Source organism: Rhizobium sp. FG96 (assembly GCF_057808655.1).
On sequence record NZ_JBMDIL010000005.1, the window covers coordinates 32,667 to 45,226 of the forward strand.

Annotated in this window: 14 protein-coding genes; 9 read left to right on the plus strand and 5 right to left on the minus strand. The window is 59.7% G+C overall.

Annotation, left to right across the window (positions count from 1 at the left end; all coding sequences use genetic code 11):
* Window positions 1-78: 78 nt before the first annotated feature.
* The gene (locus ACODR6_RS10945) at window positions 79-675 is read right to left on the minus strand and encodes an alpha/beta hydrolase (protein WP_489022538.1); all 597 of its coding nucleotides are present in this window, start codon (window positions 673-675) and stop codon (window positions 79-81) included.
* 274 nt (window positions 676-949) lie between these two features.
* Here ACODR6_RS10945 and ACODR6_RS10950 point away from each other — a divergent pair, with 274 nt between their 5' ends.
* The 6 genes from ACODR6_RS10950 (at window position 950) to ACODR6_RS10975 (ending at window position 4,050) form a co-directional block, all read left to right on the plus strand.
* Window positions 950-1,120 carry a hypothetical protein gene (locus ACODR6_RS10950; protein WP_199628417.1) on the plus strand — a complete coding sequence of 57 codons (171 nt, stop codon included), beginning with the start codon at window positions 950-952 and terminating at the stop codon, window positions 1,118-1,120.
* A gap of 57 nt (window positions 1,121-1,177) precedes the next feature.
* Window positions 1,178-1,384, plus strand: a complete 207-nt coding sequence (locus ACODR6_RS10955) for a helix-turn-helix domain-containing protein (RefSeq protein WP_489022539.1) — start codon at window positions 1,178-1,180, stop codon at window positions 1,382-1,384.
* 397 nt (window positions 1,385-1,781) lie between these two features.
* On the plus strand, window positions 1,782-2,294 hold the full coding sequence (locus tag ACODR6_RS10960; protein ID WP_489022540.1) for an RrF2 family transcriptional regulator: 513 nt from the start codon (window positions 1,782-1,784) through the stop codon (window positions 2,292-2,294).
* A gap of 10 nt (window positions 2,295-2,304) precedes the next feature.
* Window positions 2,305-3,057 carry an SDR family oxidoreductase gene (locus tag ACODR6_RS10965; RefSeq protein ID WP_489022541.1) on the plus strand — a complete coding sequence of 251 codons (753 nt, stop codon included), beginning with the start codon at window positions 2,305-2,307 and terminating at the stop codon, window positions 3,055-3,057.
* A 12-nt stretch (window positions 3,058-3,069) separates the two neighbouring features.
* Window positions 3,070-3,510: a cupin domain-containing protein gene (locus tag ACODR6_RS10970; RefSeq protein WP_489022577.1), complete on the plus strand. Its 441-nt coding sequence runs from the start codon at window positions 3,070-3,072 to the stop codon at window positions 3,508-3,510.
* Window positions 3,511-3,603: 93 nt separating this feature from the next.
* A complete protein-coding gene (locus ACODR6_RS10975; protein WP_112717055.1) occupies window positions 3,604-4,050 on the plus strand; it encodes a carboxymuconolactone decarboxylase family protein in 447 nt (148 codons plus the stop codon).
* A gap of 67 nt (window positions 4,051-4,117) precedes the next feature.
* On the opposite strand, the gene ACODR6_RS10980 is transcribed toward ACODR6_RS10975, so the two are convergent.
* A complete protein-coding gene (locus tag ACODR6_RS10980; RefSeq protein WP_112717057.1) occupies window positions 4,118-5,041 on the minus strand; it encodes an SDR family NAD(P)-dependent oxidoreductase in 924 nt (307 codons plus the stop codon).
* A gap of 101 nt (window positions 5,042-5,142) precedes the next feature.
* On the opposite strand from ACODR6_RS10980, the gene ACODR6_RS10985 reads away from it, so the two are divergent.
* On the plus strand, window positions 5,143-6,051 hold the full coding sequence (locus tag ACODR6_RS10985; RefSeq protein ID WP_489022542.1) for a LysR family transcriptional regulator: 909 nt from the start codon (window positions 5,143-5,145) through the stop codon (window positions 6,049-6,051).
* A gap of 65 nt (window positions 6,052-6,116) precedes the next feature.
* Here ACODR6_RS10985 and ACODR6_RS10990 read toward each other — a convergent pair whose 3' ends face one another.
* Entirely contained in the window at window positions 6,117-6,311 is a 195-nt protein-coding gene (locus tag ACODR6_RS10990; protein ID WP_112717061.1) for a hypothetical protein, read from the minus strand.
* On the opposite strand from ACODR6_RS10990, the gene ACODR6_RS10995 reads away from it, so the two are divergent.
* Window positions 6,310-6,618 carry a hypothetical protein gene (locus ACODR6_RS10995; protein ID WP_489022543.1) on the plus strand — a complete coding sequence of 103 codons (309 nt, stop codon included), beginning with the start codon at window positions 6,310-6,312 and terminating at the stop codon, window positions 6,616-6,618. The two genes, ACODR6_RS10990 and ACODR6_RS10995, sit on opposite strands and share 2 nt — an antisense overlap.
* 82 nt (window positions 6,619-6,700) lie before the next feature.
* Here the strand turns inward: ACODR6_RS10995 and ACODR6_RS11000 are convergent, their stop codons facing one another.
* Together ACODR6_RS11000 and ACODR6_RS11005 are read right to left on the minus strand one after the other, a co-directional pair.
* Entirely contained in the window at window positions 6,701-9,868 is a 3,168-nt protein-coding gene (locus tag ACODR6_RS11000) for a PAS domain-containing protein (protein ID WP_489022544.1), read from the minus strand.
* 177 nt (window positions 9,869-10,045) lie between these two features.
* Window positions 10,046-10,813, minus strand: a complete 768-nt coding sequence (locus tag ACODR6_RS11005) for an EAL domain-containing protein (RefSeq protein WP_112717065.1) — start codon at window positions 10,811-10,813, stop codon at window positions 10,046-10,048.
* A 155-nt stretch (window positions 10,814-10,968) separates the two neighbouring features.
* On the opposite strand from ACODR6_RS11005, the gene ACODR6_RS11010 reads away from it, so the two are divergent.
* Entirely contained in the window at window positions 10,969-12,480 is a 1,512-nt protein-coding gene (locus ACODR6_RS11010) for a helix-turn-helix transcriptional regulator (RefSeq protein WP_489022545.1), read from the plus strand.
* Window positions 12,481-12,560: the final 80 nt, after the last annotated feature.

The following is a 12,560-nucleotide window of genomic DNA, read 5'->3' on the forward strand; positions in this document are numbered from 1 at the left end:
ACCTCCTCGACCTCCGCATAAGGACATCGCCTCCGCAAGATCGGTCATGGCAGGACGGTCGGAAGTAGTGTGTTTCGCCTACGAGAGAGACTTCCGCAGAAAGGATAGTGCCTTCGCGGCGCCGGCGCTCGAAATCGTATGTCCGACGCCCGGCTCAACATCGAGCTCGACGTCGAAACCAGCCGCTCGGAATTGTGCCGCCGCAAGGGTCGACGCAGCGTATGGGATCGTCGTGTCGGCCTGCCCGTGCACCATGAGGATCGGCGTCTGCCGGCTGACCGACGATATCTTCTGGGGCGGAAGGAGGCCAGCGAAGGAAACGACTGCGCCGACCTTCCAGCGGCCGGAGGCGACCGCATCGAGAGCGACGACAGCACCCTGCGAGACACCGACGAAGGCGACCCTGTCGTGCGCGTCTGCGAAACCTTCGCGCCGGACGACATCGTCGATCAGTTCGTCGAATGCTTCACGGGCGGCCATGACCTTCGCTGGATCAAGCGGATTGCCTTCCGTCGAAAACCATTGGTGGCCGCGCCAGTGATGCATGGGGGCGTCCGGGGCAGCGAACCGGGTGCTTGGAAGGCCATCACGCCAGGACGAGGCCAGCGGCATGAGCTGGGCACCCGACGCGCCGATGCCGTGCAGAAAGATGACGAGGTGGTCGAGGGATAACATGACGATCCTGAATGTTTCGAAATGGCCCGACGGCGCTCGACCTCAAGAGAGGGAGCGGCCGTCTCACCCCACGCGCAAGCCGTCACGCAGACGCCGGCGGACGCCGCTGCGGAAGCTCACGTGATAATGGGGTGGCCCACTGTAGATGGTGTAGAGAATGCATCTTTGCAAGCTGCAGGACGCGTTGCCGTACGCTAGTGGACGAGAGGCCTCAAGCTGTTGAAGGACCTGCTCAATTACCCCATATATGAGGAAACCCTCAAGGATGATTGTCATGGTAAGCAGGATCAGGAAGACCCTGACCGTGCAACAGCGCGCGGCGGCCTTCGAACACACGAACAAGATTGCAGCCGACGCTGCAGATGAAGAGCGGCGTCTCCGCGAAGAGAAGAATGAGCGTCTCCGCAAGCTCCGGCTTGCGGCCGCTAACCCATCTTCAGAATAAACCGTTGTGCAGACCCGAACGTAACAAACACGTGCTTGCAGCACATCGGAGGAAAGTATGGATCATGTTAATATCGAAACGTCCTCGGACGATGCCGGCAAGGCGGTCGGCTCACGCCTTCGCGAAGCCCGTATCGCACGATCATACAGCCTCGAGGATCTTGCGCTCGCCACCGGCCTGACCGAAGCGGAGATTTCAGCCATCGAGGTCGGGACGTCCATCGACGCTCTTCATATCGAACGCATCGAGCACGCGCTCGGCTAGGAGCGTTCGATCCCACTCTAAATTCGGCCGCTCAAGAACTCCACATCTCCATATAAACCAGTGCTGTCCCGTCACTGCTGCGGCCCCTCTGCCTGCTCTTCTTTCCTCCACCGTCACCTTCGCTCAGTCTTCTGTGGCTACCGGCGACGGCGAGAAGAAGCACGCCGATCACACGAAGAAGCGTTCCGCCACTGAAACTCGAGGACCGGCAAGCAAGGCGGCCTGATACCCATGTTCGGGAACCTTCTTCCGCTGCCGCAATCGGCGGCCGGCCGAAGCGTCGACCCAGAACCTGCAGTCGGTCTCTCTCGAGGGGCGTCGAATGCACTGTCCACACATTGCGGATTGACGACCGGAATAATCATGGATATTTTGTATCTATGATTTGGAGGGTGGGATGAAACTCAGCGAAGGCGTCGAACAGGCAATTCATTGCGTGGCGTTCCTGGCGGGACTGTCGGAAGACGGCGTGCTCTCGGCGGCAGCCCTGGCGGAACTGCATGGCGTGTCCACAAGCTACCTCTTGAAGCACCTGCAGGCGCTTTCCGGCGCCGGGATCGTCGTGCCGACGCCCGGCCCGAGGGGTGGCTATCGACTGGCCAGGGCGCCGAGGGACATCAGCCTGCTCGACATCGTCCTTGCGGTTGAAGGTCCGGCGCCTGCGTTCCGGTGCGCCGAAATCCGCCAGCGTGGGCCGAACCCTCTTCCGCAGCGCTACTTTACCAAGCCCTGCCAGATCAACGCCGCGATGTTGAAGGCCGAGAGGGCCTATCGCGCAGAACTCGCCAAGGTGTCCGTTGCGGAGCTTCTGGCGGATCTCGGCGCAGACGACGACGGCGGTATCGCCGCCCGCGGATGCGCCTTCCTCGAACTCCACGAACGCAAGACGGGCAATCGCGCCTCGTCATAGGAGAAGCACCATGAGCATAATGAAGAAGGTCGTCGTCATCGGCGGCACGGGCCTGATCGGCTCGAAGGCAGTGAAGCTGCTGCAGGACGCCGGCCACGAAGCCGTCGCCGCAAGCTCACGCAACGGCATCAACGCCTATACGGGAGAAGGACTGGAAGCGGCGCTTACGGGCGCCGACGCCGTCATCGACGTGTCGAACATGATGTCCTTCGACAAGGACGTCATCGCCGACTTTTTCAGGACGTCGAGCCGGAACCTGACAAGCGCCGAACAGGCCGCGGGCGTGCGCCATCACGTCGCCCTCTCGATCGTTAATGCCGACCAGCTTGCGGCCAATCCTTACATGGCCGGCAAGCTGGCACAGGAAGAGGCGGTCGCATCCTCCGGTCAGGCCTATACCATCGTCCGGGCAACGCAGTTCCACGAATTCATCGCAACCCTGGCTGGCGCCTATGCAGCCGACGGGGTGGTCAAGGTACCGGATATCGACTTTCAGCCGATCGCGGCCAGTGACGTCGCCGCCGCTCTGGTAGAGGCCGCGCTCGGGCAGCCGAAGAACGGAACGGTCGATCTTGCCGGACCGCATCGGGCACCGTTCGAAACCGTTATTCGGGCGTATCTCGATGCGAAGGGCGACGGCAGTCCGGTGACCGCGGACGCCGCGGTCGATTACTTCGGCGCCCCCGTTGCCAAAGGCTCGCTTGTTCCAGGTGGAGAGTACATCAAGGGCCGCGTCACGGTCGCCGAATGGCTTAAGGTATAGAAGGAGCGCACGATCATGAAGACCATTTCATATGCGGCTGCGGCACTCGCGGCCACCCTTGCCACCGCGTCCGCTCACGATGTCGCTAAGCCAGGACTCGCGTACGATACGAAGGATGCCAAGGTGACGCTCGTCTACGAGCATCCCCTGCCCGACGTTCCCGGCAAGAGCGTCAAGGGCGTCCTCGTCGAGTACGGCCCCGGCGGCTACAGCTCCGCCCACACGCATGCGAAGTCTGCGCTGATCTATGCCACGGTCCTAGAAGGCGCGATCCAGAGCGCCGTGAATGGTGGCGAGACGAAGACCTTTATAGCCGGTCAGAACTTCACCGAGCTGCCCGGAGACCGGCACGACGTCAGCGCCAATGCAAGCAAGACTGAACCGGCGAAGCTGCTCGCCGTCTTCGTCGTCGACACCGGCGACACCGTACTGACGACGCCGCGCAAGCCGTAAAGCGTCCTCCGAACCTATTCGCTAAACCACAGATCAACCGACGACGGCTTCTCCGGCGATCGGAAAGCCGTGTCTTCAAAAAAGGAAAACAACATGTCCCGCATGAACTGGTCCGAAGTCGCCCCCGAGGGTGCCAAGGCGCTCTTCGGTGTCCACCACTATGTCACGGCCAAGACAAACCTGCCGGCAGAGCTGATCCACCTCGTCTTTCTGCGCGTGTCCCAGATCAACGGCTGCGCCCACTGCATAGACATGCACAGCCGCGATCTGCGCAAGACGATGTCCATCGACAAGATCACGCTGGTTGCCGTGTGGGACGAGGTGCCTCACCTGTTCAGCGACAAGGAACGCGCCGCTCTCGCCTGGGCAGAGGAAGTGACAAATGTCAGCCAGACCCATGCGTCGGACGAGGCCTATGCTGCCGCTGCGGCCGCCTTCGACCCGAAGGACCTCGTCGATCTGACGATCGCGATCGCCGCTATGAACGCCTTCAACCGCCTCGGCGCGCCGTTTCGCCTTCCGGTGGCGGCAAAGGCCTGATTTGGCCCGCAGCACTCGGAAGAAAGTGGCCCGCCGGACAGCGCAAAGGTCCGGCAGGCTGCGCCGACTACAGCGGCGACGAGACCATCCGCGTCGCCATCTCCCAAAGACGGAAAGCGTTCTGTGCATCAACCGCGTATCTTGCTACTCCCTTGAACGGCAAGGCTCCGCGCTCGTCGACGACAGGGGCTTCCTGGCAGTCATCGAAATATTTGCCGGAAATTCCCTCCACAAGCGGCGACCCCGCAAGCAACACCGTCGTGGATGCCCCCTGCTCTATCGTCTTGCGCAGATGCTCGGGCGTGCGAAGGCCGCCAGTGTGCTTCTGGAGCCCGGTTGCGATCGCTCCGGGGTTGAGTGCGTTCGACATGATGCCGTCGCATGCCCACGCCTGCCTGATACCAACGGACATCAGAATGCAGGCCGTCTTCGACTGCCCGTAGGCAAGCAGCGGATCGTAGGGAATGAAGCGGAAGTCTGGATCGTCCCAGAATACCGGGGCAAACAGGTTGCCCGTCGAGGCGACGGAAACGACGCGGGCGCCGTTCGCCCTGGCCAGATGCCTTCGCAGGCCAAGCGTCAACGCGAAATGCCCCAGATAGTTCGTGGCGAACTGCATCTCCCGCCCTTCCGCACTCCTCTGCAGTTCGGGAATGGCCATCACGCCCGCGTTGTTGATGAGGACGTGAAGGGGTTCGTCCCAGCACTCGGCAAATTCCTGCACGGAGGACAGATCGGAGAGGTCGAGGCGACGAACGCTTAGCCGAGCGGCGGGCATTGCCTGCCTCATCTCGGCGACAGCTCTCTCGGCCTCGTCCGGGCGGCGCGCCGCGATTGTTACGGCCGCGCCTGCCGCCGCGAGTGCGCGGCTCGTCTCCATCCCGATGCCCGCGGCGCCCCCGGTGACGATGACATTTCGTCCGGAAAGCTCCACACCTTCCAGAACGTCAGCGGCGGTCGACGAGAACCCAAATGGGATGGATGAAGTCATGGTCATACTCCTTCGAACATTCGACTTGCCCGGAACATAAGCGCGTGGCATTCGTGAACTAGATGGCAGAGGCTACACGCAATGATGAGATAATTCGTACAGTGAGCTCGCTCCCGCCCGGCGAGCTCGCGGCCTTTCTTGCCGTTTCCGAGCACGGCGGCTTTCGTGCCGCCTCGCGAATGCTCGGCCAGACGCCGTCGGCGCTGAGCCACGCGGTTGCCGGACTGGAGAGGCGTCTAAAGGTGAAGCTTTTTCACCGTTCGACCCGGAACGTATCGCTGACGGAACCGGGGCGGAGACTTGCGCAACGGCTTATGCCGGCGCTTTCGGAAATTGGCCTCGCGGTCGAGGAGCTGCACGAACAGAGCACCTCGTTGTCCGGGCTGATACGGATCAACTGCGACGCCAATGCCGCCGAGCAGGTCCTGATGCCACTTCTGACCCGCTTCATGAAGCTTCAGCCCACCATGCGCTTCGAAATCCGCTCCGAGGGGAGACTGGTCGATATCGCCGAAGGAGGATACGACTGTGGGGTCCGGGCGGCCGAACTTGTACCCGACGAGATGGTCGCGGTCGCTATCGGTCCAGACCAGCAGCACATCGTCGTGGCGTCGCCTGCCTATCTCGATGGCGCGCCCGCCATCAAGATACCGTCGGACCTTTCGTTGCACCAGTGCGTCCAGCTTCGTATGGCGAACGGGTCGATCTATCGCTGGGAGTTCCAGCGCCGCGGCGAGGACGTCGTTGTGACAACGCCCGGCAATCTCGTCGTCGACCAGTCCAGACTTCTTTTGGCAGCGGCATTGGACGGTATCGGTCTTGCCTATGTGACGCGATGGATGGCGGCCGACGCTCTCGCCGACGGCAAGCTGCAGCAGGTGCTGGACGATTGGACACCGCCCTACCCGGGCGTTTGTCTCTACTACCCGCGGCACCGCCATCTCGGCTCGGGCATGCGCGCCTTCCTTAATTTCCTGAAGGCCGAAGGATCGTTACGAGCTGCGCCTTGACGACGACCCAAGCGGCACCATTCTCCCGGGCATGAAAGCTGTCGCCCCCTCCTCCCAACGCTCACTCAGATCGCTTCCCGAGATGCCAGAAAGCGTTGGCCGATCGCATGTCGGAGGTCACACTTGCGGGCAGTGCGGCCGGCTGGCGTCCCGAAGAGATAGCTGCCGCGCTCGTCGAATTGGCGGACAACGCCATGTTGGCAGTCCTCGCGACCCGAGACGTTGAACGCAATCTTGCCTTCTGAAGAAAGACTGATCATGTGCGGACGCTTTTCCTTCAAGCATGAATGGCCGGACTTCGTGGATCTTCACGATCTGCTCTGGGATGTCGAGCGCTGCCGCAACACGCGTGCGGGCCGCAACACCGCGCCGACGCGGCAGGTCCTTATGGAGTACAACGAAGCCAATGAAAAGCAGGTAGCCGATGAGGCTCGATGCCGCGCCGGCGTTTCGAGAAGCTTTTACGAGCCCTCGATGCGTCGACCGTTCCTTCGTCAAAGGCCGTTGGAGGCATCAGGCACAACAATTCATCGCCCCGTCGATGTCATCCGCAGATCACTTCTATGACCAGCATGGGCGGCCAACGTCACCGGCGCCGCAACCAAGCACTCCAAAAGGGAATTTTCAGGCTCGGGAGCGGCTACTGCACCTAAACTTTGTCCTCTTCGACGGCGCCGCTGCGCGCCGGATTTCCTTCTGCGAAACGATATGCCCCTGTAGTGGCTAAGGCCTCAGCGAGTTTCGCGGCGTCATAGGGTTTTGCCAAAACGATGGCACCTGTCTCACCGCGCACAGCCGTCGGATCCCCGGTGGCGAATACGATCGTCGTTGACGGGTTCAGAGCCCTGGCCTCAGCCGCCAGCTCTAATCCCGATGCGCCTGGTAGATTGAGGTCGGTCATGAGGATATCGACTTTCATCGTCTGCAGAGCCGCTTTGGCTTCCTCAGCACTTCCCGCCTCGACGACAATCAATCCGGCATCCTGCAGCATCTCGGCCGTATTGATGCGGATGAGCGCATCGTCCTCGACCAGCAATACAGTTATGCGTGCGACGTGTTCCGCAGTCACCGCCGCTGCGCTCTTGGCGGACGTCACCGGCGTGTCCAGTTGTGGCAGGGGCTCCGGCGGAAGTCCCGTTGACTTTTGATCTTTACGCTGAGCTTGATTGGCCAAAACATGCCGGAATTTCCGCGCAAGCGCCTCACGGGTATAGGGCTTCGACAACAGCTCGACCCCTGCATCGAGCTTACCGCCGTGAACAATCGAGTTTTCGGTGTAGCCAGACGTAAACAAGACAGCGATATTCGGCAGTCGTTCTTTCGCCTTGCGGGCGAGTTCGGGGCTTTTGAGCGTGCCTGGCATCACGACGTCAGTGAAAAGAATATCGATCGGAATGCCGCTATCGATCACCGTCAGCGCGCTCGATGCATCAACCGCCTTCAGCGTGCGATATCCGAGGTCGGTCAGCATCGCGATGACAGTCTCGCGGACCTGCGCGTCATCCTCGACGACAAGGACAGTTTCCGTGCCCCCGACGATCGGCCCATTATCGACGGCGACTTCGACATCTTCCGCCTCCATCGCGCGCGGCAAATAAAGCTTGATCGTCGTGCCGTGACCAACTTCCGAGTAGATTTTGACATGCCCGCCCGACTGCTTGACAAAGCCGTAGACCATCGACAGGCCGAGACCGGAGCCTTTGCCCTCTGCCTTCGTCGAGAAAAACGGCTCAAACACCTTCTCGATGATCTCAGGCGGCATGCCCGACCCAGTATCGGTCACCGCCATCATTACATATTGACCGGGGGTGACCTCGTCATGCGAGCGCGCATAGGCATCGTCAAGATGCGCATTCGACAGCTCGATGGTGAGTTTACCCCGTCCTTCCATGGCATCGCGTGCGTTGATCGCGAGATTAAGGAGAGCATTTTCGATCTGCGTCGGGTCGATGAAGGTATTCCAAAGCCCTCCTCCAACAACCGTCTCAACCTCAATGGCCTCGCCGATTGCGCGTCGGATCATATCATCCATGTCGCGGACGAACCGGCTGATGTTGACCACCTTAGGCTCTAGCGCCTGACGGCGCCCAAAGGCTAGGAGCTGGCTGGCCAGCTTGGAGCCACGCGATACGCCCGCCATGGCGTTTGCGATCTTCGACTCGGCGCGTTGGTTGCCGGTGACCTCCTTCGAGAGGAGTTGCAGATTGCCGCTCACGACCTGCAACAGGTTGTTAAAGTCATGCGCGACGCCGCCGGTCAGTTTCCCGACTGTTTCCATCTTCTGGGCCTGCGCCAGCTTTACTTCGGCCTGACGGCGCTCGGCGACTTCGGAGATAACCCGCGCCTCAAGATTTTCATTCAGCTGCTTGAGCTGCTCTTCGGCCCGTTCTCGGTGACGGACCTGGCGAGCAAGCACGTCCGCCTGATCGCGCAAAGTGGCCTCCGCCGCGCGCTGATGGGTGATATCGGTATGCACGCCCACCCATTCGACGATATCGCCATTTGAACTGATGATCGGCAAGGCCCGGATGGCGAACTGGCGCCAGGCGCCATCGTGTCGGCGGACGCGGTGCTCATGCACATACATGGATTTGGCTTCGACAGCCGCGTTCCAGGTCGCGACTGAGGCATCCATGTCATCCGGATGCACCGCTTGCGCCCAACCGAAACCTTGATATTGAGCAAAAGTCTGACCGGTGAGTGCTGCCCACCCCGGTTGTTCTCCGACCATTCTACCATCGGCACTATTGGTCCAGAGGACACCATGCACCGCGTTCATAGCCGTGCGAAAGCGGCTATTGCTCATTTCCAGCTCGGCTTCGCGCACAGCACGATCTTCGATATCGATGCCAAGGATGTAGACGCCCGGTACTGACCCGTCGGCCTCGACATGGGGGACGTAACGGATCTCGAGACGACGCGGCGCGCCGCCGTTGACCGGCATGTCGGCCTCGCCTGTCACGACTTCACCAGCCAATGCGCGATCAATGTCAGGCCGCCGGTTTTCGTACGGCCCCTGACCAATCACTGCGCCGATGTGTCTACCGATCATGTCATCAGGCTTCATCCCGAACCACGTCTCGTAGGCATGATTGGCGAAGCGATAAATGTGCTGACGGTCCACATACGATATCAGCATCGGCACAGCATCGGTCACGCGGCGGAGTTTACCTTCGCTGTCCTTCATGCGCTTTTCCATCGCGACGCGGTCACTGTTGTCGACGACCGTGCACATCACGCCGCCGATTTTGCCATCAGCCTCATATACCGGCGTATAAAAGAGATCGAAGATAAATTCCTCAGGCCGCCCATCTCGGATGAGCGTCATGCTTTGATCGTGATAGGAACGAAGCTCCCCGCCAAGGCCGGCCTCAAGCATGTCGCGGTTCCAGTCCCAGATCTCAGGCCAGACTTCCGCGACATTGCTGCCGAGAGCGCCTGGATGTTTATCGCCTGCGATCTTCGCGTAAGTGTCGTTATAGACCATCACATGGCCCGGTCCCCACATCAGCACTTTCGCGACCGGAGAGTTCACAATGTTGGCGATAGTCGTGCGGAGTTCGACAGACCAACCGCTCATCGGTCCAAGGGCAGTCGCAGACCAGTCCATCTCCCGAATGATTTTTCCGCAGACCCCGCCTCCGATCGGCCACGCTGATGCGACTGTTGCCGCCGGTCTCAGTCCATCGCGAAGCAATCGTAGCCCCGACTGGACAACCTCACTGGCGTTACTGTAGTCGCCGGACGACAAACATTCGGAGATGAACCCCTCGAGTTCGGGGGTCAACGTGAAATTGCGTGTGAGACGTTTGGCCATAATTGGCTCGTCTCATGGAATTTTGCATGTGTCAACGTGTGGCGCTCCACAAGGGATGCTTGCTCTCGATGACCCGGCTTTCCGCCAATATTTGGATCTCGATAACCGGAAACGACAGCACCGTTGCTGAGCGCCTTCAGCACAGCTCCAGTGATAGCGATTGCTTGCAGTTCGTTGCTAAGCTACGGCTAAGACCTGGTCGCCAGGGGCTGCAGGCACTGTCAGGGTTTCAAAGCTCGCTTTTGCCAGTACATAGCCCTGAATGAGCGATACGCCGAGATCTTTCAGCGTCGCCAGCTCATCGGCCGTTTCGACCCCCTCGCACAGAGGGACAATTGCCAGATCCTCGAGCATATCGAGCGTGTGTTTTACAATTTTGCGTCTCACCGGATCGACATCGATCCCACGGATCAGATCCATATCCAGCTTCACGATGTCAGGCTGGAAATGGGTTAAAAGCCCAAGACCCGAATGACCCGCCCCGAAATCATCGATCGCGGTTTTAAATCCCATGTCTCTGTAGGTGCGAAGGATATGAAGGACGTGTTTGGTATCGAGTTGCTCGTTCTCGGTAAATTCGAAAATAATACGATCGAGAGGAAAGCCCGTCTTCATCGCGGTGGCCAGTGTAAGTCGAATACAAGCCCGCGGTTCATAAACGGCGTTCGGCATAAAATTAATTGAAAGCTTCACGTCATCAGCCGGATCGTAAAGGCCCGAAGCCAATTCGATCGCCTTGACCCGACATTGCTGGTCGAAAGCATAACGATTGCTATCCTTGATCTGGCTGAGAACCGAACCAGCCCCCTCGCCATTCGGACCCCGCACCAAGGCCTCGTGCGCAAAAACAGCGCCAGTCCTGATATTCACGATAGGCTGAAACGCCATCGAGAAAGGAACCTCGAAAGCAGCGCCATCGCGGCAGCCATCACAGTGCGTTGGCATATAGAGCCCTCCATCAGATGATAAGCCTTACCGGATCGCCGATTAAACTTTCGTTGCTCGGCAATACGATAAATCGCGGTCGTTGCTTAACACTCACCCTTTACATCGCTTCCAGGGACGCGACCTATGGTCCACCGATACATTTGAGGGACGACATGAGCGAAAATCCGGAGCCGCCGAAGATCAACAAGGGTAGCCTTCAAGAACTGATCGGGGGCCTCAGTGACGGCATCATCCTTGTAGAACAGGGAGGCCGGGTAGCATGGGCCAATGCAGCAGCCCTTGCCATGCATCGAGTGAGTAGCATTGAGGAACTCGGAGGCGACGCAGCAGGATATCGGCGAACGTTCACCCTGCGGTATCGTAACAATCATCTTCTGGAGGCAGGCCAATACCCGATAGAGCGGCTTCTCGCTGGCGAAACAATCGACGATGTGACAGTCGAGATATCGCCGGCAGCCGACCTTGACCTGGTCTGGGTACACACCGTTCGCACGATGTTCATCACCGACGCAGGCGACAAGCCTGACGCACTGGCCCTGATCGTCAAAGACGAGACCTCACGCTTTGAAGCGGAGGAGCGGTTCGAGCGATCGTTCAATGCCAATCCGGCCCCTGGCCTGATCTGCCGGCTCGACGATCAGCGCTTCATTCGTGTCAACGAGGGATTCCTGGAGATGACCGGCTTCACCAAGGACGATGTCATCGGCAGAACCGTCGAGGCGATCGGACTGTTTTCGAACTGCGAAACAGCCGATGATGCCCTTTCGAAACTCAACGATGGCCGGATGATACGCCACCGCGAGGCCTTGGTGCCTCTGCCTGGCGGTGGCGACCGGCTTGTGATCGTCGCCGGTGAGCCGATTTCCGTGGTCGAAGAACCGTGCATGCTGTTTACCTTCGCCGATCTCGACGCCCGGAGAAAGGCCCAAAACGCACTTCGCCAGAGCGAAGAGCGGTTTTCAAAATCGTTCCGGCTGTCCCCTGCTCCGGCAGCGATTTCACGGCTCGACGACTTCGTATTTACAGAAGCAAACGACGCTTTTCTGCAGATTTCCGGATACCAGCTGACGGAAGTTGTCGGCCGGACTGCCGGCGAGCTTCACCTTTGGCAGGACATCGCCGCCAGACGCGCTTTGGAGCAGAAGCTGCGTGACAATATCTTCGTTCGGGAAGAACCGATGCGGTTGAAACAGAGAGACGGTGATCTTGCAGACTGTCTGGTTTCCGCCGAGCGCGTCGAAATCAATGACGAGCAGTGTGTTGTCTGGGCGCTTCAGGATGTGACAGAACGCCGGCGCAGCGAGGCGCAGCTCGTCGAGGCGATCGAAAGTGTCATGGCCGATACGTCATGGTTTAGCCGTTCGATCGTTGAGCGTCTTGCAACGCTCAAGCAAGGGTCGGCAGCCCCGACGACAGAATTGCTGGAGCTCAGCGAGCGAGAGCGACAAATTCTTGGCCTGATCTGCAACGGCCAGAGCGACGCCGAGATGGGAGAAACGCTCCATCTTTCGAAAAACACCATTCGAAACCACGTCGCTTCGCTCTATGCGAAGATCGGCGTCAACCGCCGAGCTGCTGCGGTGATTTGGGCGCGTGAGCGCGGCTTTACAGCACCCGATCAAAAACATCGGGTGCAGCCTGGGAGAAAACCGAGAAAAAAGTGATTTCGACCGCAAAAAAGGTCACGGGATACTAATCGCCCTAGTACTTTCAGCTCTGAGTTTTCACTAGGTGCAGCCTTATT